26 protein-coding genes and 2 pseudogenes are annotated in these 25,485 nt (G+C 50.3%); 24 read left to right on the top strand and 4 right to left on the bottom strand.

Features of this window, described 5'->3' with window-relative positions:
* Positions 1-302 precede the first annotated feature (302 nt).
* The 13 genes from AABB87_RS02880 (at position 303) to AABB87_RS02820 (ending at position 13,387) form a co-directional block, all read left to right on the top strand.
* Positions 303-545, top strand: coding sequence for a hypothetical protein (locus AABB87_RS02880; RefSeq protein ID WP_341969714.1), 243 nt, complete (start codon positions 303-305; stop codon positions 543-545).
* Positions 542-790, top strand: a complete 249-nt coding sequence (locus tag AABB87_RS02875; RefSeq protein WP_341969713.1) for a hypothetical protein — start codon at positions 542-544, stop codon at positions 788-790. Before AABB87_RS02880 ends, AABB87_RS02875 begins: the two co-directional genes overlap by 4 nt.
* Positions 787-1,299, top strand: a complete 513-nt coding sequence (locus tag AABB87_RS02870) for a DUF4116 domain-containing protein (RefSeq protein WP_341969712.1) — start codon at positions 787-789, stop codon at positions 1,297-1,299. The genes AABB87_RS02875 and AABB87_RS02870 overlap by 4 nt, the downstream gene beginning before the upstream one ends.
* Positions 1,296-1,541, top strand: a complete 246-nt coding sequence (locus AABB87_RS02865; protein ID WP_341969711.1) for a hypothetical protein — start codon at positions 1,296-1,298, stop codon at positions 1,539-1,541. The genes AABB87_RS02870 and AABB87_RS02865 overlap by 4 nt, the downstream gene beginning before the upstream one ends.
* Positions 1,538-4,648 carry an AAA family ATPase gene (locus AABB87_RS02860; protein WP_341969710.1) on the top strand — a complete coding sequence of 1,037 codons (3,111 nt, stop codon included), beginning with the start codon at positions 1,538-1,540 and terminating at the stop codon, positions 4,646-4,648. Before AABB87_RS02865 ends, AABB87_RS02860 begins: the two co-directional genes overlap by 4 nt.
* A gap of 374 nt (positions 4,649-5,022) precedes the next feature.
* Entirely contained in the window at positions 5,023-5,388 is a 366-nt protein-coding gene (locus tag AABB87_RS02855; protein ID WP_341969709.1) for a DUF4116 domain-containing protein, read from the top strand.
* A gap of 112 nt (positions 5,389-5,500) precedes the next feature.
* Positions 5,501-5,740, top strand: coding sequence for a hypothetical protein (locus AABB87_RS02850; protein ID WP_341969708.1), 240 nt, complete (start codon positions 5,501-5,503; stop codon positions 5,738-5,740).
* Entirely contained in the window at positions 5,737-8,445 is a 2,709-nt protein-coding gene (locus tag AABB87_RS02845; RefSeq protein WP_341969707.1) for a DotA/TraY family protein, read from the top strand. The genes AABB87_RS02850 and AABB87_RS02845 overlap by 4 nt, the downstream gene beginning before the upstream one ends.
* 91 nt (positions 8,446-8,536) lie before the next feature.
* The gene (locus AABB87_RS02840) at positions 8,537-8,869 is read left to right on the top strand and encodes a hypothetical protein (RefSeq protein WP_341969706.1); all 333 of its coding nucleotides are present in this window, start codon (positions 8,537-8,539) and stop codon (positions 8,867-8,869) included.
* Between the two features lie 16 nt (positions 8,870-8,885).
* Positions 8,886-11,228 carry a type IV secretory system conjugative DNA transfer family protein gene (locus tag AABB87_RS02835; protein ID WP_341969703.1) on the top strand — a complete coding sequence of 781 codons (2,343 nt, stop codon included), beginning with the start codon at positions 8,886-8,888 and terminating at the stop codon, positions 11,226-11,228.
* An 84-nt stretch (positions 11,229-11,312) separates the two neighbouring features.
* Positions 11,313-11,966 (top strand): hypothetical protein, encoded by a 654-nt coding sequence (locus AABB87_RS02830; RefSeq protein ID WP_341969701.1) that lies wholly within the window; start codon positions 11,313-11,315, stop codon positions 11,964-11,966.
* 53 nt (positions 11,967-12,019) lie between these two features.
* Positions 12,020-12,790: a hypothetical protein gene (locus AABB87_RS02825; RefSeq protein ID WP_341969699.1), complete on the top strand. Its 771-nt coding sequence runs from the start codon at positions 12,020-12,022 to the stop codon at positions 12,788-12,790.
* Positions 12,791-12,793: 3 nt separating this feature from the next.
* Positions 12,794-13,387 carry a DUF4116 domain-containing protein gene (locus tag AABB87_RS02820; RefSeq protein ID WP_341969698.1) on the top strand — a complete coding sequence of 198 codons (594 nt, stop codon included), beginning with the start codon at positions 12,794-12,796 and terminating at the stop codon, positions 13,385-13,387.
* A 41-nt stretch (positions 13,388-13,428) separates the two neighbouring features.
* Here AABB87_RS02820 and AABB87_RS02815 read toward each other — a convergent pair whose 3' ends face one another.
* A complete protein-coding gene (locus AABB87_RS02815; protein ID WP_341969697.1) occupies positions 13,429-14,028 on the bottom strand; it encodes a hypothetical protein in 600 nt (199 codons plus the stop codon).
* 80 nt (positions 14,029-14,108) lie between these two features.
* On the opposite strand from AABB87_RS02815, the gene AABB87_RS02810 reads away from it, so the two are divergent.
* From AABB87_RS02810 to AABB87_RS02785, 6 genes are all read left to right on the top strand, one after another.
* Positions 14,109-14,426, top strand: a complete 318-nt coding sequence (locus AABB87_RS02810) for a hypothetical protein (protein WP_341969696.1) — start codon at positions 14,109-14,111, stop codon at positions 14,424-14,426.
* On the top strand, positions 14,423-14,938 hold the full coding sequence (locus tag AABB87_RS02805) for a hypothetical protein (RefSeq protein WP_341969695.1): 516 nt from the start codon (positions 14,423-14,425) through the stop codon (positions 14,936-14,938). Before AABB87_RS02810 ends, AABB87_RS02805 begins: the two co-directional genes overlap by 4 nt.
* 19 nt (positions 14,939-14,957) lie before the next feature.
* Positions 14,958-17,276, top strand: coding sequence for a TraM recognition domain-containing protein (locus AABB87_RS02800; protein WP_341969694.1), 2,319 nt, complete (start codon positions 14,958-14,960; stop codon positions 17,274-17,276).
* Positions 17,273-18,337 (top strand): hypothetical protein, encoded by a 1,065-nt coding sequence (locus AABB87_RS02795; protein ID WP_341969693.1) that lies wholly within the window; start codon positions 17,273-17,275, stop codon positions 18,335-18,337. Before AABB87_RS02800 ends, AABB87_RS02795 begins: the two co-directional genes overlap by 4 nt.
* A gap of 62 nt (positions 18,338-18,399) precedes the next feature.
* Complete coding sequence (locus AABB87_RS02790; protein WP_341969691.1) at positions 18,400-18,801, top strand: hypothetical protein; 402 nt, start codon at positions 18,400-18,402, stop codon at positions 18,799-18,801.
* 50 nt (positions 18,802-18,851) lie between these two features.
* Positions 18,852-19,892 (top strand): hypothetical protein, encoded by a 1,041-nt coding sequence (locus AABB87_RS02785; protein WP_341969690.1) that lies wholly within the window; start codon positions 18,852-18,854, stop codon positions 19,890-19,892.
* 61 nt (positions 19,893-19,953) lie between these two features.
* Here the strand turns inward: AABB87_RS02785 and AABB87_RS02780 are convergent, their stop codons facing one another.
* On the bottom strand, positions 19,954-20,979 hold the full coding sequence (locus AABB87_RS02780; RefSeq protein ID WP_341969688.1) for an ArdC family protein: 1,026 nt from the start codon (positions 20,977-20,979) through the stop codon (positions 19,954-19,956).
* A 21-nt stretch (positions 20,980-21,000) separates the two neighbouring features.
* Positions 21,001-21,396, bottom strand: a complete 396-nt coding sequence (locus AABB87_RS02775; RefSeq protein WP_341969686.1) for a hypothetical protein — start codon at positions 21,394-21,396, stop codon at positions 21,001-21,003.
* A 129-nt stretch (positions 21,397-21,525) separates the two neighbouring features.
* Here AABB87_RS02775 and AABB87_RS02770 point away from each other — a divergent pair, with 129 nt between their 5' ends.
* From AABB87_RS02770 to AABB87_RS02760, 3 genes are all read left to right on the top strand, one after another.
* The gene (locus AABB87_RS02770; RefSeq protein ID WP_341969685.1) at positions 21,526-21,927 is read left to right on the top strand and encodes a hypothetical protein; all 402 of its coding nucleotides are present in this window, start codon (positions 21,526-21,528) and stop codon (positions 21,925-21,927) included.
* Positions 21,924-22,145 carry a hypothetical protein gene (locus AABB87_RS02765; protein ID WP_341969684.1) on the top strand — a complete coding sequence of 74 codons (222 nt, stop codon included), beginning with the start codon at positions 21,924-21,926 and terminating at the stop codon, positions 22,143-22,145. Before AABB87_RS02770 ends, AABB87_RS02765 begins: the two co-directional genes overlap by 4 nt.
* Before the next feature lie 119 nt (positions 22,146-22,264).
* Positions 22,265-22,732 (top strand): hypothetical protein, encoded by a 468-nt coding sequence (locus tag AABB87_RS02760; protein ID WP_341969683.1) that lies wholly within the window; start codon positions 22,265-22,267, stop codon positions 22,730-22,732.
* Here the strand turns inward: AABB87_RS02760 and AABB87_RS02755 are convergent.
* A complete protein-coding gene (locus tag AABB87_RS02755; RefSeq protein WP_341969682.1) occupies positions 22,729-24,012 on the bottom strand; it encodes a tyrosine-type recombinase/integrase in 1,284 nt (427 codons plus the stop codon). The genes AABB87_RS02760 and AABB87_RS02755 overlap by 4 nt on opposite strands.
* Before the next feature lie 125 nt (positions 24,013-24,137).
* Here AABB87_RS02755 and AABB87_RS02750 point away from each other — a divergent pair.
* A pseudogene (locus tag AABB87_RS02750) lies at positions 24,138-25,103 on the top strand (replication-associated recombination protein A); the annotation flags it as partial.
* 272 nt (positions 25,104-25,375) lie between these two features.
* Positions 25,376-25,485: pseudogene (locus AABB87_RS02745) on the top strand (branched-chain amino acid ABC transporter permease); the annotation flags it as partial.

Raw genomic sequence — 25,485 nt, 5'->3', positions numbered from 1 at the left:
AGTCAAGATATTCACTCGGATCGATATGCAGAAGTGAACCCGGATGGCATGCGGATGTAATACAGGTCAAATACAGAATGGATTCGGATTGAGAAATTGGAACTCGGATGAATGCAGATTGTTCTTGGTTTCGGCTTTCCCTGGGTCTAAGCACTTATCACATTAAAATGTTTGTGCCGAGAAAATATCCCGCGAACCCGCATAAATCCTAATCATTCCGTCAATTCTTGCCGTTCACTCAGGTAATACCTTGACTTTGGACTTGAATTTGATACCTTGTATTCATAACAAGGAGAAAAATTATGTCCAACTACAAAGAAATAGGAGAAATGCTCAAGACCTTCGGATTCAAGATTAAAGTGTCCAAAGGGAAGGTTTTTGCACTAACCTCTATATATAAAGAAGCGGACTTCCCAGCCCGCATGATGGGTCTATCCCATGAGGTTCTTCTTTCTTCCACAGATGAAGAAAGCTTCTCAGAGTCAGTCCTAGAGTTCTACGACAAAGTAGCTTCTGACTACAGAGCTTGCGGGGTGGCTATATGAACTACCTGACCCCACAAGAAGAAATCAACAGACTCAACAGTCAGTTGCAGGCATACAAGCAGTTTTCCAAATCAGCCAGTGCTCAGATCGACATTCTGAACGAGCACTGTCACGACCTCACCAATACCAATCACCAACTCGCCCAGAAGAACGAAGGGCTCAAACATGCCGTGCTCTGCCTGGTCATCGTCATGGCTGGGCTCTTGATATCTTCAGCCGCAATCATTATGAGAGGTGGCATATGAGCACACACTACAAAACAAAAGAAACAGCAATCAAGCACATTCGCGCTGGAAAAGACTTCTCCAACAAACCATTTGACCTATTCCGTGAAGACAAAGAAGTTGTCTTGGAAGCAGTTAGGCAGGATGGAACTGCTCTTGACTATGCTTCTAATGAATTAAAGGCTGACAAAGAAATTGTTTTGGAAGCGGTTAAGCAACAAGGATGGGCTCTTCAGTATGCTTCTGTTGATTTGAAGGCTGACAAAGAAGTTGTCATGGAAGCTGTCAAGTCTCGTGGATGGGCTCTTAGTATTGCTTCTAATGAATTGAAGGCTGACAAAGAAGTTGTCCTTGAGGCAGTAAGAAAATCATCAGAATCAATCCAATTCGCTTCGGATGACATTCAAGCACTCTGTAAAGACAAAGATCCAGTCAAGACACTTGAATCAGTCATTGCCCACGAGAAGCTTCAATCCACATTGGCCCAAAAGGCTCCAGCCCCTAAGCAGAGAGTGGGGTTGAAGTTATGAACGAGCACATCCGCACCGACACCTTCAAGGTCTCCAAAAAGGACGACGAAGCCTTGAGCTATGTGATGGAGAAATCGGGCAACAAGAACAAGTCCGAAGCCTACCGAGTGGCCTTGAAGACCTATGTGGACTTGCACCAGCTACCCAGAGAGGTTGCTGAGCTTCGCTCCACCATCCAAACCCTCAATGACTCAATTCAGCAGCTTTACTTCAAGCTGGATGTGCAGGGAGGTCAATCATGATGATGAGGCGCTACAAGGCAATGGAGTCCCTTGCCTACCATGAGAAACAGATTGAATACAACTTAACTGGATTACTTGCTGAGATAAGAAAGAGTGAGGCTCTTGCTGCTGATGCCCCTGTGGATTTGAGCAATCCGAAATATTGGGACATCATCAATAACAGCCCCTTCAATCCTCAGCCCATTGGTGGACTTGCTGAATCCTTAGGAATCTCCAGCCAGGTCATGACCGTGGACCTGTGGAGGGACTTGAGCCAAGGATGGCTACCAGCCGAATTGCTTCCAGCCAATCACGGCTTTCCGAAGAAGCAGCTCATCGACACCCCAAGGGGTCAGATGTTGAAGCTCACCAATGCGAGCACCCCGATCAATCCAGACGGCAGCTACTACCAGCCCAAGGAGGGTGAGAAGGCCCACAGACCGGGCACTGAATTCCTCTTCACTTTCGGGTCGAACCTCAGCACCGTCATCGGGCACATGGCGACCAATGACCCAGCAGTAGAGCTTCGCTTCCGCGATGTCTGCATGAAGGTCTTCAACGAGAAAATTCTTCCCGAAATGCTCAACGATGCCCTCATCCGCAAGGGCAAGGATGGAGCCCAGTTGGAGAAGGTGGCAGAGCTTCTTGTTGTTCCGTTCATGCACTCTGAGAACAGAGCCAACGGCCTCAATGCCAACTACCACTTCCACTTCGATTTGATGAACGTGGCAAGGGGCTTCGATGGCAAGACCTACTCCCTTTGCACCGATGTGATTGGCGAGAACGCCAGCAAGTACGACGCCATCTTCATGATGGCCTGCAAGGAAGGTCTAGAACAAGAATTCGGCTTCGGCTTTGAGAAGGTCATTCACAAGGCCGATGTTGAAGACGAGTTCCTTGAAGCCGACGATCAGAAGGTTGTGTCCTTCGATATTCCCGACGAGGCTATCCCTGCCAATGTCCGTGAGCACCGCAGAGCCCGACAGAACGAGATCGAAGAGAAACTTCGTGAGCTGAAGATGTCTGGCATGGATGCCAAGGAGATTGCTCGCCTTGAAACCCGCGACGAGAAAACCGACTTGTCCCCATCGGAGCTAAGAGCCCAGTGGAAGGCCGTCATCGATGAATGCGGCTGGACACATGAGCAGATGGCCGCGGACCTTGCCAAGTCCAAGGAAAGGCTTTCCAAGGAGCTGCCGCAGCCGCCCAGCGACGACAAGATCGAAGAGAGCTTCTTCCGTCACCTGAAGACCGTTGAATGCACCGAGGACAGCTTCAAGGCCCATGTCGTGAAGCAGCTCATCGGCCACATGCCGCCAGGTCGTGCAGAAGAGGAAGCCGAGCGAATCTTCAGCAGCCGTGCGGTCATGGTCATGGACCCAGAGAAGGCCAAGCAACACGAGCCGTTTCTAACCGGCCAAATCACCGACCCAGCCGAATACCAACATGCTCAGATCCGCTATGCCCGTGATGTCAGGTTCACCACGAACCACATCATGGAAATGGACAGCTACAACAGCACCAGCCTGAAGGCCCGAGAGAACGAAACACAGTTCAAGCTCAAGCCCAACGAGGTCAAGCAGGCCATCTTGAGCTACGAGAGCAGCAAGGGCTTTCAACTCAGCATAGGGCAGAAAGAAGCCATCCTTGCTGGCACCACTCAGCCTGGTGCAGTGGCCGTGATTGAAGGCCGTGCGGGCTCAGGAAAATCCACTCTCTCTGAAATCATCGTGCAGCAGTACAAGGCCAACGGCCACGATGTACTTGGCACTTCCACCAGCTCCATCGCAACCCAGGTCCTTGCCAAAGATGCTGGCCTCAATGCTGACGAAGCCATGAACATGGCGAAGCTGTTGAAGAAGCTGGACAAGGGCACCGTGCAGCTTGGATCGAAGTCTGTTGTCATCGTGGATGAGGCTGGCTTCTTAGACTTGCAATCAGCCCATCGCCTCATCAAACACGTGAACAAGGCCGGGGCGAAGCTCATCCTTCTCGGAGAGTCCATCCAGTTGCAAGCAGTTGGAGCAGGCCAAATCCTCAAACCGTTCTCTGAAAAATTCGTCACAGCCAAGGTCACTGAAATCAACCGCCAGAAGGAATCCGTGCAACGAGAAATGGTTGAGGACTTTGCTTCTGGCCGTGGTGCCAAGGCGATGAAGACCCTCTACGACGAAGGCAAGGTCTTCATCGAGAACACGAACGGCGACCGCTTGAGCAAGCTGGTCAAGGACTACACGGCCAATCCTCAAGCAGCCAAGGACAAGATCGTCATCGCGGCCAAGAACGACGACGTCGACTTGCTCAACCACCTCATTCGCAGAGATTTGGTGGCCGCAGGCAAGGTGGGCAACGAGGCCATCCCGATTGAAGGCAAGGACGGAATCAAGAGGGAGTACGGCCTAGGTGATCGAATCATCATCACCAAGAACCAGAAATCCGACGACCTGGCAGAGTCGGAGCTGAACAACTCCCAAACTGGTGAAGTCGCGGGCTTCAGGAAGAGCTTCAAGGGCGACAAGGTTAGTGCCATTCGCATCCGCATGGACAACGGGGAAGAGTCTTGGATGAGCACGGGCAAGAAGCAGAACATCAACCATGCCTATAGCGTGACCACTCACAAGGCACAGGGGCAGACGAAACGAACTGCCTACTGGCTTCCAGCAGCGAACGGCAACAATCTTCATCAGGCATACGTGGCTTGTAGCCGCCACAAAAACGATGTGTTTGTTTACATCTCCAAAAACATGGTGGACGCGATGGCAAGCCAGTTGGCCGACAAGAGCCCAACCAAGTCCATGGTTGAAGTCGCCCAGTCCATTGCGAAGAAGAAGGGTGTGGAGCTGGATGAGAGAACCTTGGGCAGCTTCCTTGAAACCCGTAAGTTCCTCAATGACACCTACTACCAGATTGAAGGTGAGAAGCGACACCCACTCGATGACTTCATTTCCCTGAACCAAGCGATTCAAAAGACTGCCTTCAAGAAGACAACCTTCGACTTCAAGGTTCTGAGCGGTGAAGAGAAGCAAACCTACGAGGCAATCAGACTCCAGAAGGCTCAAGAGCTTGGGAGACAGAAGCAGCTTGCAACTCAGCAGCAAGCTCAGAAGCAAAAATCACTCTCTATATAAATAGAGTCAATACAAAGAGCCAGCCAAGAGCTGGCCTTTCTTCTTTATAGGGTTGCTTTTCGTATTTCAGTTGATATATTGAATGGATAACGCAAATATAGGAGACTGTTATGAAAAAAGTATTGGTAGCAACATCATTGGCATTGGCTTCAACACTTTCATGTGCCGCGTGGACTCCGTGGGGCATAGAAAATTCAATAGATGTCTGTCACAAGATAATCGTAACGAAAGAATATAAGCCAGACAAACGGTGGTGCAACCCAGGACCTATGAGTCCATACCTTGGAGCTTGCAGAGTCTCAATCACTTGGATTGATGAAGTCACATGGACTGCAATGTCATGCATCTATAACGCTGTTGATTGAGGATTGCTCATGACATATAAGAACAGGGATGCTGCACTCAAGAAGCTGACGGAGGATGTTGATGTAAGGCTGTTTGCCAGCAAAAAGATGGATAAATTTAGAGGTGATAAAGAATTTGTTCTTGAGATTGTGAAAGTCCAAGGCAAATATCTTGCAGATGCCAGTTACCAACTCCAAGCTGACAAAGAAGTCGTGTTGGAAGCTGTGAAACAGAATCCTCATAGCATTTGGTTTGCTAGCTCAGAAATTCAAGAAATCTGTAAAGATAAAGATCCTGCAAAAGCACTTGAAAGCCACATCGCACACGAGAAGCTTCAATCGACTCTCGCTCAGAAGTCTTCAGCGAAAAGACCTACTCAGTCAATGAAGATATGAAACAAGCAACAGACGAAAAGGCCAGCAAATCGCTGGCCTTTCTTCATTCTGGGGTTGATTGTTGATTTCTATTTGATATATTGAATTCATAACAATAAAAAGGAATTCAATCATGTGGGAATATATTGTAATGGAGTGGATCAATGGCTACATGAGCCACTTGGTCTTTGCAATCAAGAAGTTCGGATTGTGGGCGGCAGACACAATCATTAGTTGGGCTGAGATAACCGCAGTCTTCTTCATAGCTCTGACTGCCTTCTCAGTCGTCGCCACAATCACCTTGGGCTACTTGGACTTGGTTGGAGTCATCCTAGTCCATGAAGTCTTCAAGATGGTGGGAGGTGGCAAATGAAATTCTTAAAGCCGCTATTCCTCATGCTGGCAGCTTTTCTTCCAGCACTGGCCCATGCTCAGGCCAACATTTTTGAGCCCGTTCCCGGAGACAAAGCCCTTGTCATCCTTGCCAGCATTTTTGGGAAGCTGGGAGTGTTCGGCACATCAGGAGCCGATGCCTTCGTTGAGCCCATGAATGCCTTCCTCGGTGGAGTGCTGGCAGTAGGCGGAATCCTGGTGGCCTACACCATCTTTGCTGGAACCCTGGCCACGGCTCACGATGGCGAAATGCTGGGCAAGAAGTTCTCTTCTGTCTGGGTGCCCATCAGAACCGCATTGGGTACGGCCCTGGTCCTTCCAGTCGTCGGAGGTGGCTATTGCGTCATGCAAGTCATCGTGGGCTGGCTCATCGTCCAAGGGATCGGCCTGGCCGACAAAACATGGTCCTCATTCGTCAGCTCATCCAACCTTGTAAAGGTCAGCAGTGTTGGACTTCAGAAGCCAGAAGTCTCGGAATTGGGAGCCAATCTTTTTCAGTCGCTGGTCTGTGTTGAGGCCCTGAAGGAAGCGGCCAATTCCGAGGCTGGCAAGGTCCTCATCCCCGGTGTCCAGTTCGGCATGACCAACGACAGCGGAGCACTCACAAAAACCGTGGCCTTCGGTGCAACCAACGGACTCGGTGGCTTCCGTTCCGATGTCTGCGGCAAGGTGGAGATTGCCAAGTTTCAGACCCCAGTCACTGGCCCTCAATCAGGCAGTGCCATTGGCATGGTCATGAACGGTGGAGCTGCTGTAGCTCGCATGTCCGAAATCGCCACAGAGCACGAGAACCAAGTTGCTCAGCTCATCAATGCAATGCAGCCTTTGGCCGCTGAGTTGGTGAAGACCAAGAAGCCAATCGCACCAGAGCGAATTGACTCAGCAGTTGCAGCCTACGAAGAGGCCGTCAGAACCAAAGCGGCAACGGTCATTGCGGAAATGAAACCCTTTGAAGAGGTTTCAAAAAATGCGGCCAATGATGGATTCATAACCGCTGGGGCTTGGATGATGAAGCTCGCTTATATGACCGATCTTGTGAACCGCAGCATGTCAAACGTGGCAACTGCTTCTGGTGCCAAGGCCACAGGCGGCGGTGTCTTCGGGGAGTCCTTCGCACAGGTCTACCCAGCCATGATGGACAGCCTGATCAAGACCAAGGGCGGTGTTGCGAACTTTGGAGTTGGGAACGAGCAGGGCGGCTCAAATACTGGATGGTGGGACGCTGTTAAAGACTCGGTGGCCGGTGGACTTGATCCCATTCCCTTGATGAAGAAAGCCTTCACATCGGGAACCAACTTCGCCATCCAAGACGGAGAGCACCCGCTGCTTGCGACCAAGAGACTTGGCAACTGGTTGCTTGGCATTGCAGGGACTGCCTACATCGCCAAGGCTGGATTGCTTGCAACCATCGGCAATGCACCTGGTGTTGGCTTGCTGATTGCGGTGACGGCCATCATGACCTTGCCCGTGTTCGTGCTGACAGGATTTGCCTTGAGCTTCGTGTTGCCGAACTTGCCCTTCATCATGTGGATTGGGGTTGTTGTTGGCTACCTCATCCTCTGTGTAGAGGCCATCGTTGCTGCACCTATTTGGGCCGTTATGCACTTGCACCCCAACGGTGACGATGTGGCAGGGAAGGGGGCCAATGGCTACAACCTGGTCTTGAGCCTTGTGCTTAGGCCCGTGCTGATGGTGTTTGGCTTCGCAGCAGCTCTCATCATGCTTTCAGTGGTGGGCGACTTCATCAACAAAATCTTTGCTGATGTGTTCGTGATGAATCAGCAGGACAGCGGTTTTTTCATCTGGCTCGCGTCGTTTATCGCCGGTCCCATCATTTACTGCATTGTCATGTTCAAGGTGATCAGCAAGTTGTTCACCATCATGTACATGATCCCGGACCAGCTCTTGAACTGGTTCAGCGGTGGCGGTGCCCAGCTTGGAAGAACAGCCGAGGCAGTAGGTGGAACCCAAACCTACATCGCAGCCAACACAGGCATTCAGCAGGCCATCCAGACTGGTGAAGGATTGGGCCAGCTCAAGAAGCAAAACGACAAGCTCAACGAGTCATTGCAGGTCGAGAACGAGCAGAAGGACATGGCTCGCACCAAGAACTTTGACGACTTGGACAAGGAGCTTGGATCAGGTACAGCAGCCATTGCTAAGTTTGCTGAAGACCAAGCCGGGGGAGCAGGCACTAAGGAGGGCGGCTATGCCATGCAGGCAACCACAGCGAAGCTCAGAGAGGCCATCGATCACGTGGGCGGCAAAGACAGCTTGGGCGGGGCTGCATTTATGTCTCGCTTGAACGAGTCCATCAAGAAGACACCAGACAAGCCAGTTCAGGAGCACATCGCTTCTGCCCTCAATAAGGGTCTGAATGCTGAGTTCGGAGAAGGAGTGGGTCGAGTGGCCGGAATGATTGGAAACGGCTACCAAGGGCCAGAGTTCAACCGTGCGGTCAAAACCTTCAAAGACATGGCTCAGAAGCTCAAAGACCAAGGTCTTTCCTCTGACGAGGCCAAGCAATCTTTGGGTGAAGCAGCTCAGAAGACCTTTGCTGATTTCCACAACGATCCAGCTTCAAAGAAGAACGGCGGAACCAACTCAGTTCAATCCTATCTTCAGAACAATCTTCAAAGCCTTGTGGTCAACAAAGACTTAGATGAAGAAATTGAGAATGACTAACGGTCATTTTGGACCGTTCATCCTACAAAATTTGACTATCGAAGTCTATTTGATATATTGAATTTATGAGAACAAGAATAAGGAGAATCACATGAGCAAGAAGACAGTTGATCCAGTAGACGAATACATTGAGTGGTGCAATCAAGACCACGAAACATACATTCCACCAGCCATCATGAAGGGCTACATACCCCCAGCAGATGGGCATGTTTCAACCTTGGGGCAAAGAGCCGCATGGTCAATCACTAGAGGCACACAGGCTGTCATTTCGTTGACCTTAGGAGCTACAACAGGCTTTTGCTTGTATTGCCTAACAATCGCTTCTCAGAACAATCCAACAGTAGGTGCCTTGTCCATCCTTGGCCTTTCAGCCATGGCAATCCTTGGGCCTATGGTTGTGAAGAAATTTGACTCTAACAATTGAAAGGACATGCCTATCGATGAATGATCAGAAACCAATAGACATTTGGCCGGGAGACTCAGGAAAACTAATTGATGGTGCTAAGCCAGTCCGCTATGTCGGATCAGCCCTCTTGATGGGCTTTTTAGGTTTGGCACTTGGCCTCTTCCTCTCCTTCGTAGCCCTCATGTTCATCAACACGAGTTGGCTACCCAGACCACCCAGCAATCAGCCCATCGTTCACCACTTCAAGGGCTACTTGCTCGCCATGCTGGAGCTGGTCTACCCCAAGCTGGACTCATCCAGTCTGACGGCCTACAAGAGCTACTTGCAGGGCCTCAGTGATCCCCTTCAGACAGCAGTTCTCCGCAGATGGGGACTGACCTCTATTGCCGGCGTGAGCTGTGCAATCTGGTTCTTCCTCATTGGCTTCAAACCGACGTCGGGGATGATCCATCTACGAGGCAAGCGACTGCTGAAGGGAAGGGAGGCATTTGCTGATTTGCTGCTCGCCTATCGCCTGCAAGCACCATCAGGACTCTTCATCGGCTGCTATGGCGGCTACGACCCACGACAGGCCAGCTTCTATGCGAAGAAACCTTCTGACCTGGTGGAGCTGCCCGAGGACAAGCGTTCCCGGCATGGCTTGTATATCGGAGGCACCGGGAGAGGGAAGACACAGACCATCATCACCCACATGGTTGCTCCCATCAGGCACCACATCAGGCAAGGTGAGCCGTTCAAGTTGCTCATCGTGGATACGCCCAAAGAGGACTTTTCTCGCCTGTTCAAGGCCAGTGAAATGCTCAGGGTGTCACCGCACACCAAGGGCTCATTGAGCTGGAACATCGGCACCGACATCTACCATCACTTGGTAGCTCAAGCCTTCTGGGAAGGGGTCATTCCTGCGAACGACAAAGACCCGATCTGGTCGACTTCAGCAAGGCAAATGACCACAGGCATAACGGCCAGCCTCATTGCCGTTGCACCGAATCTCTGGAACTACGGGATGTTGGCCCACATGCTCATGAAGACGGCTGAACAGCTCAGTCCAATCTTGATGAAGCACTACCCAGAAGCCACACAGGTTCTCCGCTCAGCAGAGCAGACCCTTTCCAGTGTGATGTTCAACGTGGGGGCCTATGCCAGCAGCTTCATCCAGCTCGCCCGCATTCACGATGGCTTTGATTTGAAGAAGCCAATCTGCCAAGCGACGGCAGCGGCCCTCAAGCTGCCTGACTATTTGGACATGGTGGCCGATGACCTGATGAGTGATCTCGACATGCCTGAGGGGATCAGAAACATGCAGGGCCTCATGTTCAAGGCCATCACCACCCACTTGAACAAGATTCAGCCTGGTTGGAACTGGATCGACTATGGCCGCTTCCTGAAGGCTACAGACATGGACAAGCAGCTTGCCATAGCCAAACAGACCTTGGGGCAGTTCGACTTGCTGAAGTTCAGCCCAGGCCATACCGCAGGTTGGAAGAAGCTGAACAGTGTCATCGTGACCTCGGCCAAGACATGGGATGTGATCGAAGCGAGGCCAAAGCTGAAGTTCAGAGAGTGGCTGATGAACGAAAACCCTGATGTCAAGGTTGTGGTGCTCCAGCCGTCAGAAGCCTTCCCAACACTCACAGAAGGGCTCATCAGGGGAATGCTCTTCTATGCCAACTCGGTCATCTTGGCCGACCTCAAGGACAGCAAGACCCGCAAGTTCCAAATCCTGATTGACGAGCTGCAATCCAACGGGAACATCGAGAAGTTCTTGTTGCCCGCATTGGCTCTGTACCGCTCCAGAGGTGTTGGCCTGACCCTTGCGTTCCAAGACCTCAGCCAGATTGAAAAGCTCTACGGGCCTGAGGCCGTTCAGTTCCTAACTTCCAACGTCGCTGGCATTTACCTCATGGGGGTCAACCAAGGCACCACCGCTGAGAAGTTGTCCGAGCTGGTGGGCAAGAGAGAGGTGCAAATCCGCAGCCAGAGCAAGACGTCATCGAAGGACGGTGTTTCGTTCAACGAGAGCTTCCAGAAGGACACCGCTCAGGTCATCACGGCTGACGAAATCAACACCTTGCTTGGCACCAAGGGCAAAGAGATTCACTACCTCTACTTGCCAGATGGACTGAATCCAGCCTATGTGCTCAGGAACAAGATCATCCCGTATGAAGTGCTCTACGAGTCCAAGCCAGCTTCATGGATTTCAGCTACCCCCATTGAAGTGAAGTGGAAGGACATGGACAAATATTGGAACAAGGAAAAGCCTGAAGCTCTATCGCCATCATCGGCAGAATTTAGCGAACTTGATTCACTTGAACTTGAGTGGCAGCTTGAGCAGAAGAGTCAAGCTCAAGGAAATGTCGTTCCCGATCCAATCGTCTGAAGTCTTTCCTCTCATCGCACATGATTTGACATCAAATGTCTATTTGATATATTGAATTCATAGCAACAATAATAAGGGGAAGCTATGAAGCAGAGATTAGATAAGGGAATTGTGGAATTGGCGATTGCAGAGCTTGATTCAGCAGGCGAGAAGATCACTATTAAGAGACTTGCTGAACTGACTGGCTATCACAAGGTTAGCCTACAGAATCAGGACTACTTGAGAAAGTATGTCGCCTACCGCTCACCAAGAGCAAAGTTACCTGAGCCTTGGCTTCAGAGGGACATTGGAGATAGTCTTGAGGCATACAAAGAGCACATCCTTTCGGAATATTTCTCATCCCCTGAAACAAGGAAGGATGTTGAGGCTGACATGTTGGCAGAGGTGGATTGCTTCAAGCCCTCACGCTTCAATCAGGCAGTCAATCAGCTTTTGGTTGAAGGCTTGCTCATAGAGAACAAATACAACGGAACCATCGTCACAACCAAAGCTCAAGAAGACTTTGACAGACAGCTTGAGTCGATATTGAATATTCAGCCTGGTGACAACCCATTCAACGAGCCAGAGGAAGAATCTTCTCAAGCCGAAGTGATGGTTGGTCGAATCAAGTACAAGCCATTTGTTGAAGAGGTGAATTTGAAGCTTGATGATGGGTTTGAGATTTCTATGAAGGCCGGTGAAGCCACAGTCCAACTTGTTGCCAACATCATGAAGCTCATCGTTGCTGAGACTGCCTGATTTGACTTTTCGTTTCCTGTCTATATATTAAATGATATATCTAGGAGGAAACTATGATCACAGAAGAAATGAAGAACGAAGCCGCAGGGTCATCAGACTTTTTTGCGGCTCAGTCTATTAAGAAGCAACAGACCGTCTACATCAGTGAGTCTGGCAAGGAGCTTCAACCCGATCACCCAAAGCTATCTGAGACAAGGATGAACTTGGACTTGGAACGCAATGGCATGAACTCGGATTGGAGAAACGGCCCTCGCAACTTCTACGACACAACCAAGAACCACGAGACACAGAGGAACTTCTTCTTCAGGCACAACCTGATGAACTCTGGTGAGTACCGTGCTCAGTTCTTGGGGAAGGACGACAGACAAGTCCAGCTTGCCAACGATGCTGTCATCCGTGAAATGACCTTGAAGCACAAGGATGAGCTTTCCAAGGTGGATCACCAAGACAGGCCAACCATGGAAAAGCTGCATGCCTTTGAACGCCACCATGTCGATCACAAAGAGAAGGTGGACTTGCAGCAGTACACAACCCTTCAGGCTCAATTCGATGGAGAGCAGAAGCTGAAAGACCTGTACAAGGACTTCAAAGCTTCAACCATGGGCTACGAGCAGAAAGCCACTCGCACCGTTGAAGTACAGGCAGCTCCAGAAGTGAAGAAGGACTTGAGCCAAGCCCAACCTGGTCAACAGGAGGCACAAGGCCAGTCCCAAGCAGAGAAGGCCGCCCTTGCTCACAAAGACGCCATCGCAGCGATTCAGGAACGCATGGCAGCAATGAGACCTCAGAACAAGCCAAGTCTCGGTTTGAAGATGGGGATGTGAGATATGAGTAACGAATCAGAAAGAATGACTATCACTCTTCCATTTAACTTCAAGGGGAAGAGAAATGTGACGCTTGATAAAGCTCCTGAGTCGATTCAAGATAACAAGCAGACAGTGATTCAGGCTGTACAGCAATATGGCCAAGACTTGCTATATGCATCGCCAAGACTTAGGGGAGATAAGGGGGTTGTTCTTGAAGCGATCAAACAAGACACGTGGGCACTGCAATATGCATCTGACGAGCTAAGAGCTGACAAGGAAGTCGTGCTTCAGGCGGTGAATAAGTATGGAGGTTCGCTAAAGCATTCCTCTGAACAGCTTAAGGCAGACAAGGAAGTTGTTTGTGTTGCTGTCAGGCAAATTGGAAATGCTCTCCAGTGGGCTTCTGACACCTTGAAGTCTGATAAAGATGTTGTTCTTGAGGCTGTATCGAAGAATCAAAACTCAATTCGGCATGCTTCAGGGGAATTGCAAGAACTCTGTAACGGCAAAGATCCGGTCAAGACACTTGAGTCAGCCATCGCCCATGAGAAGCTTCAAGCCTCACTAGCTCAGAAGCGGCCAGCTCCAGCACGAACCCAGACCCTGAAAATATGAAGCCCTCCTAGCGAGGGCTTTTTCAATGGGTCAGCAGCACTTCAGAACATGCTCTTCAGCACATGGAAGAGCCACATCCCCGCGAAGCTGGCAGAAGCGGTCAGAGCCCATCTTCTCCAGTCCCAAGCAGTCTGGTTGAAGACCTCCTGCTTGATGGCCTCAACGAAGGCTTTGGTTGTGTCCTTCTTGATCGTGTCCACCGCTTGCCTGTAGCTCGCCTCAGCAGCCTTTATCTCGGCCAGAACCTTCCCCTTGGCGGCTTCCAGTTGCGTGATTGAGCTATGCAGGCTGGCTTGGTTCGCTGCCACGAACTCATCGATGTCACGGGAGAAGTCTTCCAGCCTGGTCTCGAAGTCACCAGTCTCTGACTTGACCAGCTCAGCGATCACTTCACTGAACCTCCCAGACTCAAACATCAAGGTCTGCTGGAAACCCTTGACCAGCTCATTGAGGTTGACGGCAGCTCCATCAATGGCCTTCGGGATGTCTGAGCCAATCAGCCTCATGTAGGTGAAGGCATAGAGCTGAGCCATCAGCTCATCGTTCTTGTCCAAGCCAAGCCTTTGAATGAGCTTGACCATTTCAAGCTTGTCTTTCTCTTCAACTATCTTTTCAATATCTTCAATTTCAATATTCTCCATATTATTCCTTCTACACTATTGCTATTTATATATTACATGATATATTAAATAAAGCATATTGCAATAGAAAAGGAGATTATATGTTAGACAATATTGATTTGATTGCAGAGAACCTTTTGATGAATGGGTTCAAAGGGAAGGTTTGGGAGAAAGAGGGCAAGAAGCGTCTCTACCTCGAAAACGACACATTCACTCAGTACATCGAGCTTGAGAGTGGTGAGAACGTGGTCAAGGTCTTCTTGAAGGACAAGAAGTTTGGCGACCCGTACACCGTTGAAGACAAGAAGAAATGCTTTGACCGTCGCTCTGACTTGGTCAACGAGTTGAACTTGAAGGGCTTGGGTCAGACATTCGTGACCAGAGCTACCCCAGTGCAGACAACAGGGGAGCAGTCATGAAAGCAACCATCATCTACAAAATCATCAGCTCCACATCCAACATCTTGGCTTTCATCGGGCCAAAGGTGATGGGGGCTCCAAAGCAATGGGGATTAGATTGCTCTTCAAGAGAGTTCTATTGCATGCCCATTGACAGAGTTGCAGCGAATCCATTGCTGAAGACTCAAGCCATCCAATGGAGCCAGCAAACTAGAAACATGAGAGTGAACTTTCACCGCAGAAAGGCATTCGCAGCAGCTTGCATTGCAGCCACTGTCTTTGCATCTGGTGCATATGTGGCCGGTACAGGTCTTCTTTTCACCGTCAACAAAACAAAGCAAGCAATTGGAACTGTTCAGACCAAATTTGCAGCCTCAAGCAACGACAAGGAAGCCAAAGAGCAACGAGTCGCGCAACTAAGACAAGAGGCTCAGGAGCTGCAAAGGAAGGCCAACTCAGGTGAAGTCACAAAGGAAGACTACCTGAAGCGTGTTGGAGAGATTGACAAAGAATTTCAAGAATTAACCAAATAAAAGAACAAGGGAGAAAATTATGAAAGAGAAATTATTGAAAGCATTAAGCTACCTGAACATCAGCCGCTTCTTGCCAACCAAAGAATGGGAAGAGCAGGCCAACCAAGAAATCCGCTCAATAGCTTATGCCCACCATGTTCCGCACAGGGAATCTGTTCCTGCGGACTTGAAGGACAAAGAGGGCAACTTCTTGATGACGGACAACGGCTTCCCAGTCGCTGGACGTTTGCTACCTGAAGACATCGGGATCGGCTCAGACAGCCCAGTTTTGCCGTTCATCATCGGCTTCTATTCAGTCATTTTCATCTTGAGTGGAATGTTGACTGTGATGGGACTAGGCAAGGTCGCGTTGGCCTTGAATGTCCTGTACTTCACCGTCTTCTATATCTTCCTTGGGTTCTGGGGAACCATGTTGATGTTGGCTGGCACCGTAGGAGCCACAACAGCCGTTTCCATGGCCACAAGCCTTCCAGTTGTCGGCCAGGTCATCGGTGGCTTCAGCAACACCATCCTCGCAGCCGTGGCCTACAGCCCAGCCTTGGCCCCATTGGTCTACCTCTTCATCAAGAAGAAAGCCAGAGCAGCGGCTTTGGTGAACTTGGACAAGACCTTTGGCGGTGCCACAGATGGCATGCCTAAAACAGCGAAGAACCGTGCTCGCTTCTTGCAAGCTGCCAATGCAGAGAAGGACAACAGCTACTTCTGCCACTACGGATCAGCTACAGGTTCCTTTGGCAAAACTGGTGACGAGTTCGCTCCAGACCAAGGCTTGCCAGTCGGACAGACCACCAAGGATCAGTCAACCAACTTGGCCTTCTTCGGTGCCATCGGTAAGGGCAAGACAACCAACTTGAGACAAGTGTTCAAGGAGCGTGTCCAGGCTCAGGAGATCGAAAAATCCAGAACCGGAATGATGGTCTTGGACGGCAAATCCGTCTTGGCTCAAGACTGTGCCAAGTACCTAGACATCCTCGTATCACCTCAGACCATCAAGAACTTCAACTTCATCTGGGACTTGAAGCCAGAGGTGTTGGCAAGAGTTCTTGAAAACCAGTTCGCACCTAAGAAGGGCCAGACTGGCAACAGCTCATTCTTCACTTCAGGGGCAAGAACCATGGTGTTCTATGCCAAGGTGTTCCAAGAAGCAGCTGTCAAGCATGGCACCGCTTCCAAGAGCTACATGAGCTTTTTTAACATCGGTATGCAGTTGACCGAGCCTTGCGACAAGGACGGAAAACATCCAATCGTTGAGCTGTTCAAGGGGCACCCTGAGTTGGACTACCGAACTGGAGGGTTCAAGCCTGGAACAGTCCTTAACGACGCAATTCAGTTCCTCATGGAGCTGATGAGTGAGCCTGAGGAAACCAAGAAGAACATCAAGGCGACCTTCAAGTCATGGCTCTTGCCCTTTGTGCAAACCGAGCAAATCAGACACTGGGCTGAAAGTGAAGAGTCCGACTTTGACTTCGACTCCATCTTGGTTGGCTCAAAAATCGGCTTCGTGCTTCCAGAGTCTCAGTTGGGAATCGCTGGGGTAGCAATCACTGCATTGATGAAGGCAAGACTCTTCACAAAGATTGCTGACCGTGGATTGTTTGGCGAGAAGTGGAGAGACACCGGAGAGGTGCCAGTCTGCTTGTTCGTGGATGAAGCACAAAAAATCTTTGACGACTCTGACTTGAGCATCTTGCCTCAGGGCCGCTCATTGGGATTGGTAGCCGTATATGCCACACAGAACTTTGACAACTACGTTGAGAGATTCGGTGAGTCTGGAGCCAAGGCAATCGTTGAGTCCTTCCGCTCAATCATCTGCTTGCAGTCTTCAGAAGCGACCTACGACTTGATCAGCAAACGAATTGGCAAGCACAGAGCCTTGGTGTCAAAAGGAAAAGTATCTTCCTTGGCCTTTGGATCAACATCCAACCACATCTTGACCAGCTCCATCTTCGACACCCAGAACTCAGAGAGAACATGGTTGAGAAGACATGGAAGCAAGCTATTAGCAAAGATGACTCTTCGCAAGTCCTTTGCAGATTCCTTGAAGGGCAACAACATCACTGAGTTCTCCACCTTTGAGAGGACAGCAGAGCCAATCCCAGTCTTGCAAGCTCATCACTTGCAGATGCTCAACGAGCCGTTCACTGCGATTGCCGTGATTGAAAGAGCTGGAGTTGTTCGCAGAGACATCATCAAGACCATCCCATTGGATGCGAACTTCGAGCCAATCTTGGTATCTGACAAGCCACCAGTGGGCTTTGAAGATGTCTTCAAGGGTTGGAACGAGCTGGACAACGAGGGTCAGCAGTACGAAGAGATCCTTTTCAAGGAGGCAGCATGACTCCAAGAAAAGCAGCTCTAGCCATAGCCGTGATTGCTTTAAGCCTCACGGCTTGTACGAAGGAAGAGCCCAAGTCACTTTTCGACAAGGACATGGCCTTCAACTTCAAGAAGGACACGCCTGAAGCTGACGCTACAGGCAACAGCCCCGGCTCAAGTCTGGCGACTCCAGCCGTGAACCCCACAGGTCCAGTGCAGTTCATCCGCTCGATCAAATCCACCTCTCGCCAGGTCGCCGTCGACCAGCTCAGCCAAGGCAACTTCTATGAGTCCATCGTCAGCGAGGTCGAGGGCTATCGTGCCCAAATCTACTCAGACAACATTGGCTATGCCATCGGCAACGGCTGGAATGTGTCCTTGCAGGGAAGGGGAACCAACGAGAAGGTAGGTCAGGCCATCGGCCTTCCACCCAGCCAAGTTGCTTCACTTGCCAGCTTGTCCAGCATGGCGGCAGTCCAAGCATTGCCAGTGGTTTCAATCAGCCCAGAGCAGGCCATCAAGGCAACACAGGTGATGAGAGCCCAGTTTGAGGAGCCGATTCGCGGCCTGGTCGGTGCCAACCTCTACGACAAGCTGCAACCTCACCAGAAGGCTGCTTTGAGCTACCACGTCTACAAGGTGGGACCAACAGGAGCGGCCAAGTTCACGAAGCTCATCACTGCGGTTCAAGCCTATGCCATCAACTCGGTGCCAGAGCTGGCGAAGAAGGCTGCTGAACAGTTCACCTACACCTACAAGCTCAATGGGAAGGTGTACGAGGACAAGAGAAGCACCCTGTACCTCGCAAGCCTCTTCACCGATCCCAAAGCCTATGGCTACCTCTTGGGCACCACAGCAGCACCGGCCAACTTCAGCTCAATCGCCAAGATAGCCGGTCAGAAGATCGACACCAAGAGGCCAGCCGACGATCAAATCAATGACGACTTTGGAGCAGCCAAGGAAAAGCTCTTTGAACAAGGGATCGCTCCAACCATTGAGCTGGATGTCAATTGGAAGGCCATGCCAAAAATCGTGATGGTTCCGGCCTATCAACCAACAGGGTTCTACTCAAACCCGAACTAAACATGAAGGCAGATTGACTCTGCCTTTATTTTTGCTTAAATGAATAAAACTAGGGAGAAACCATGCAAGATTTAATCAACACAGACCCAGCAGTCAACTTCATCACTGAGCTTCGTCATCAGCTTTCCAAGGCCGATGAAAGCGAGGCATGGGAACTTAGAAACAATGTGATGAAGGAGCCGAACATCAACTTCAAGGTGACAGAGGCGGTCAAGAACACCTTGAGGGAGGTTCGCTTTGCCATTGATTTTGACTTCCCTGAGGAAGCAAAGAGAATTCAGACGAACGATCAGTTTTTCAGATTTATGGAGCAATACCTTCCTGATGTTCACAGCTCTTACAAGCTATCCATGCAAACTGGCGACTCAAAATTCCTTCACCAGCACCTAGCCAAGTTCGTCAACTTCCCGACTCCACAGGCTGAGAAGAAGCAAGGACTATTTCAGCAAATCTTCAAATCTTGACAATGAAGTCAGTCACGCTATAAGTAATCCATAACTATTATGGAGAACTTATGGCAACCCAAGCACAACAACAAAAACAATCGGGTCAAGTCAAAATTGGCTTTGCGGATGGAGTAGAGGTCATTGGTGCTCATGCTACTGAGCAGTACATGATTGAAACCCCGAACAACTATGAAATCTACTTCCCACTCTTGAAGAGCAACGGTGCAGCTTTCTGCACTCGTGAGGACTCGCAAGATCCATCAAGAGCAGTGTTCTCGTTGAAGATTACCAGCCAGGCCGACATCAAAGCCTTGAATGAGAAGGTGGCAATGGCTCGCACAACTCATCGAGAGATAGAGACTGAGAGGAAGGACTTTCAAGACATCCTCAGCTTTGACTTGATGGAGAAGGGAAAGACCGTGGCCTTTATGTACAGACCACCTGACCATCACTTCTCAACTGGTGAGATTGTCCGAACTGGCAAATATTTCGTGGCTCAGCACTGCGGCTCGAACGAAGAAAAAGTCTTTGTCCGCATGATCAACAGCTCACGCTTCTTGCAGGGTGAAGAGTTCAGGAACCGTGATGAGGTCATGAGGAACAAGTTCCCAGAGGGCACCGACTCATGGAACCCTCAGGAGGGCAGGCCGAAGTACTACTTCGCTTGGGGCAGAGACAGCAAGATCGAAATCAGACCCTATGCACCGAAGCTCTATTCAGAGCCACAGCAGGCCAAGGGTGCTGAGCAACCGAACGAGCAGCAGAAGGCCGCATTACTCGCCTATGTGCAGGCCAACGGGATCTCTTGGAAGCGAAGCCTTGGGCTTGCTTGGGAGACAGGCGACTACAAGAGCACACCCAAGGAGCATCAGGGGCTCTTGCAGCAGGTTCGCAACCAGTTTGGCCCTGAGTGGTTGAGGGCGGCCACCGTAAACAGCTTGGGCTCAGCTTCACCACAGCAAGACAAGCCCGAAGCCACACAGAAGACGAAAGCAGCTCAGAAGCCCGATCCTGCGAAGCCTGAGGGCACTGAGACACCAGCCAAGAAACCTGCGGCCAAGACAGCGAAGGCCACCAAGGAGGTCAAAGGCCCAGTTGCCTCGATGTGATGTGCTCCAGAAAGAACGAAGCCCTCAATGCGAGGGCTTTTTCAATTCGGACTGGAGGGAATCAGACGGCCACAAGGGCAGGGCGGGCGATCTGCTTCGCTGGAGGTAGGATGATTTTCGACTCCAGCTTGTTGCTCTGACCTTCCACCTGGTCAACGAGGCCATGGGAGAGCTTGTAGCCCTGTAGGTGCTTCATCTGGAACTCGGTTGACTTGCTGGCTTGGCCCGCTGCTTTGAAGATGAGGTTCTTGTCCCCCTTCAAGCACTGCAACCAAGACTCCAAGTAGGCCGCATGGTTCTCATGGGCTGCTGGATCGTGGGGAATGCCCAGCTCAGCACAGACGAACATGGAAGTCAGCTCAGCAACCAGCTCTTCCTTCGCATAGGCGGCTGAGCCCTTTGTTCCCGTCATGTCTCGGCCAAGAGCTGGGCCTGTTGAATGACCGAACTCATGGGCAAGCGTGTCGTAGTAAGCGGCAGAGGACTTGAACAAGTCCTTGTTGGGCATATGGACCTTGTGCCCGAGCTGGGTGTAGTAGGCCCGCCCCATTTCGGAATGCTCAACGATGAGATTGGTTCTCTCCTGAAGAGCCAAGGAAAGAAGCTCAGCTTCTTGGAAATCCTGAACCTTGTTGACCTTCTGAATCCAAGGCTCTAGTCCTTCAATCTGGGCTCCATTGAAGACTGTCCCCGCATATTTCATCTTGACGAACGAACGGAGCTTGCCTTCTTCGTCGGGCTCACCTTCCTTCTTGTCAAGATAGCTCACTTGCAGAGCCTTGAAGATTGGAATGCCTTTGGCACCTTTCTTCACATGAATGTCTTGACCTGTCTTCACAGCCAACTCACGGACATTGTTGAAGGTGAAGAAGCGGGGATCAGCAAAGCCTGCTGTCAAACAAGATACAAAGTTTGCCCCTCTATACCTTGTGCCTGTCACTGGGTTGAATGGTGCTTCTGAGCAAGAAATCCATGGCTTCGACCAATTCAATGCCTTCGACTCTTCCATTCTCGCAATGACACTGTCAGTCAAAATCTGTTGGTAGTCCTTCTCTTCTCTTTCTGGAAATTTCTTTGTTGTTGCCATATTGACTCCCTCTAATAATAGTTATGAAGTCATATTAGCAATTTCGTTTGAAGAATCAAGTTGAGCCGATGCCAACCACTTCAGTAGCTTTGCCTTCTTGCTGTCATTGCTTGTCCAGCTCTGTGCAATCTGGTCTACAGCATCAAGAAGGATGTAGTTGTTCCTTCCGTCAAAGAGTCTGTATTCAAGCTTTTTGGAGTTCAGGATTTGTTCAAGCCTGGTTCTCCAGAATGCAATTTGGCTTGGATGGCATAGCAAGTAGGTTTCAGTTTCTGGAAAAGCTGGCCCACCTCTAACCTTTACCGTTCCATAAAATTTTTGTCTTATCTGATAGTTCCCATAGAACAAGACATCGCGTTTCAGCTTGTCTCTAAGTTGTTCTTTGGTGAGTTCTGCTCCTTTGTAGTCTATGATCATGTCAATTCTCCTTGTTATTCTCTAATTATATATGAATTGATTATAATTAGCAATTGATTTCTATTGTTTATTTGATATATTTAATCAAGCTAGGGAGAAATCAATGAATAACAAGAATAGGAGGACTTCATGAAAACCCCACACAAAAAGTACATCCTCAAGGTGTCAGGTGAGCACGCCAAGCTTCTACAGCACATAGCCATTGAGTTGAATTGCTCTAACCTAAGAGCAATTCAGTTCATCCTGTCCTATATCTACAAGCTGGATTCAGTAGGCGGAAAGTATTGGAGTGCTCAAGGCTACAAGGTCAGCAGTCTGTACATTCCCATGACAGATGAGCAATTCCAAGCTAGGAAGAAGCTTGAGGCCAAACTTGGCATTGGCTTTCATGCCTTGTGCCAACTTGGAATTGAAGAGCTGTATGTCTTGATGACATCAACTGGTCTTGACCTGAACAATCCTTCGTTCAAAAAGTACCTTCAATCCTTTTGCCGTTGCTATGCAATGAACAAGATGAAGGAGGCGGCATGAACAATGACCAGATCAATCTATTCACTCTTAACCTGATGATGGCCTACCTGAAGAGCCCTGAGCATGTGGCAAGTGGCTGCATTCAATCATTTGAGAAGTTGATTCGTGATGTCAGAGATGATTCACTCAGATGGCACGAATTTCTTTCAAGAGTTGAACTCATTGCAAAAGAGAATCGCATAGCCTATGAAATGGCAATCCTTCAGGAGGATGATTAAACAGCTTCTTCAGTTCAAGTAGAAAAGGCCATCACATTGATGGCCTTTCTATTTTCTTCTTGCTCTTGCTATTTGTATATTACTTGATATATTAAATAGACAACAAGAAGAAAGATTGTATGATGAAAAAACTTATATTTGGAGGATTGATTGCCTTAAGTGCTTTGACAGCAAATGCTCAAGACAAGACTGAAGGGGTGAAGGAGTCACTGACCTTGGGAATTCACTTGGGCAGCATTCATGATCGTGGTGACTACAACAATGTCAACCCAGGTCTTTATGTGAGGTCTGGCGGTTGGACGGGTGGAATCTACCGCAACAGTCTAAGAAAGACATCAATTTATGGCGGCTACACTTTTGACTATGAAACCCCAAGTCTTCCATTGGTGAAGACAGTGAGCTTGACAGTAGGTGTTGTGTCGGGCTACCCAAACAAGATAAAAGGAACCAAGCTCAGCTTGATGTTGGCACCAAGTGTCAAGATTCCTTTGACTCAAGAGACAAGCTTGAGATTGACCGTTCTTCCAAGGTTCAAAGCCTACAACGAAGCAACGGCCTATCACTTCAGCATTGAGAAGAGCTTTTAATTCCGATCACCGAAGTAGACATTGGTGATGGCTGAAGAGCTATGTCCAGCCAGCAACATGATTTCTTCTTCATTGAGTGATTGCCCATTGCGAAGCTTCGCAAAGATGGGCTCAAGCCTATTGGGCATTTTGGCAACTTCAGCTTCAATCGTTGCGGGTGAGGCTCCAATTTCTTTGGCAAGCTGCCAGTTGTTGAGCCTCTTTTGCTTGATGAGCTTTGTGAGAGCTGTTCTTCTTGTGTCATGGAAGTGAAGACGATCTTCAGCATCGTCATACATCCCAAGTGCTTTCAGAGCATCAACCCAATACTGACGGAAGTTGTCAGCGGTGAGCTTGAAAATCATTCCTTTGGCAAGCCGCTTTTCCTTGAGCCAGCTTCTGAACTCTTCATCTTCGGGAAGCATTATGTCCCGAGGCTTTCCGTTTTTTGTCTTCGGAAGATAGAGGGACCAAGAAGTCAGGTTCAGGTTTTCCCAACGAGCACCAAGAACTTCACTCTTGCGGGCTCCAGATTCAAGGCAAGTGATGAAGAGGAAATAGGGCTCCTGATTGGTCTTCATTGAAAGCCACTCAGCAATCAGAACTGCCTCTTCGTCGGACAGCACCCGCTTGCGGCCAAGATAGGCTTTGGGCTTCTCAGCCTTTGGCAACAGGCGAACTGGATTTGCCAATCCATCTGGGAACTGGTCAGGGTAGAGCTTGTAGACGGCCTCAAAGGCTGACGAGATTGTCGAAATCTCGCGGAGGATGGTGTTGTCCTTGATTCCAGTCTTGCGACGGGAGTTCATGTAGTGGATGAGCAGCCAGCTATCAACCGTGTCAATCTTGAAGCTGCCAAAGTCGATGAAGTTTTGGTCGAGAGTGTTCTTCATCATCTTCTCAAGCCAAGCATTGTCATAGCGGTACTTCTCAAGCCGCTTGCCCAAATCCTCGAAGTAGATGGGCACCCGTGGGATGGCAGACAGACAACGGTTCTTGGCTGTCTTCAGTGACGACTCGGAAAGGTGGTTGACCGCATGCTTGGTGTAGTAGGTCTTGAGCAAGACCTGCATGTCAGGCATTTCAAGCTGATACTTCAAATCAGTGATGAGGGCAGGGGGCACACCCATGGCGAGCCGATCCAGCTCATATTTCTCCCACGACCGTGCAGCTTCCTCTTCCTCAAAGAGCTTGCTCAAGTTCTCCCCGTTCTTGCGAATCTGGGCACGCCAGCGGGTGACACTCACCTTGCGGCCCGTATCCTTGTTCAGGACCTTGTACTTCACCGGATAGACAGACATGGCGACTCCAAATTGCACAATCAGATCCCATGGGGCAATCCATTGTGCTTGTTTTGGGTTGATTTGTGCAATTCCGACCCTTGATGCGTTCCTAACCTGTTGATTTACAACAGGTGCATTGCATTTTAGATCGCTTCAATAAGTCGCAACAGGATGCCTTGCTGCCTTATGCCGAATCGGGCTTGGTGACTTTCATCGGCGCCACCACGGAGAACCCCAGCTTTGAGGTCAATTCCGCGCTGCTGTCGCGTGCCCAGGTCTATGTGCTGAAGTCGCTCAGCGAGGACGAGCTCAAGCAATTGGTGGCTCTGGCCCAGGGCAAGCAACTCGCCCATCTGCAGTTTGATGCGGTGGCGCTGGACACCTTGGTGGGCTATGCCGACGGCGACGCGCGCCGCCTGCTCAATCTGCTGGAGCAAACCAGCACGGCCGCCGGGGCCGCCGGCACACAGACGATTGATGCCGAGTTCATCCAGAACGCCCTGACCCTGAACTCGCGCCGCTTTGACAAGGGTGGCGATAACTTCTACGACCAGATCTCTGCCTTGCATAAGTCGGTTCGTGGGTCCAACCCTGATGCTGCGCTGTACTGGTTGTGCCGCATGCTGGACGGCGGCGCCGATGCACGTTATTTGTCGCGCCGCATCGTGCGCATGGCCTGGGAAGACATCGGCCTAGCCGACCCGCGCGCCATGCAAATCGCCAATGATGCGGCCACCACTTTTGAGCGCTTAGGTGCACCCGAGGGCGAGTTGGCGCTGGGGCAGGCGGTGATTTATCTGGCCGTCGCGGCCAAGAGCAATGCGGGCTACAAAGCCTATAACGCGGCGCGTGCCTTTGTGAAGCAAGACAAGTCGCGCGAGGTGCCGGTGCATTTGCGTAATGCGCCGACCAAGCTGATGAAAGAGCTGGGTCACGGCCACGCTTATCGCTATGCTCACGACGAGCCGCACGCTTATGCGGCCGGGGAAAGCTATTTGCCCGAGGGCATGGCGGAGCCGCAGTGGTACGAGCCAGTGCCGCGCGGCCTGGAGGCCAAGATTGCCCAAAAAATGGCCTTTTTGCGTGAGCTGGATGCAGGGGCGGAATAGCGATTGGTGGGCAGCGCGGAGACTACTTGAATGGCAGGTTATGACATGCGCAGCGGGTCCGAAATTCAAGTGCGAGGTGCCGGGTTTGCATGGGCGTCGATACGGGTATTTACTATCGGAAACGTGCCATGGCTGACTCCTACAATCTGCGGCGAGCCTGCAGGATTTGATGGCCAACAAGGCCCGCCGACTTTGCGGCGGGTTTTTTTTTGCTCATCGAACATTGAATGGGCAAGGGGCCAACCGGCACCCAAGCCAAACCGGAGATGCATATGGAAACATTTTTCCAGCAATTGATTAACGGGCTGGTGCTGGGCAGCATGTATGCCCTGGTGGCCCTGGGGTACACGATGGTGTACGGCATCGTCAACTTGATCAATTT

It is taken from the genome of Roseateles sp. PN1, from assembly GCF_038419725.1.
GTDB lineage: Bacteria > Pseudomonadota > Gammaproteobacteria > Burkholderiales > Burkholderiaceae_C > Paucibacter_A.
Note: the sequence above shows the minus strand (reverse complement) of the source record. Positions and strands in the feature narration are given on the sequence as shown.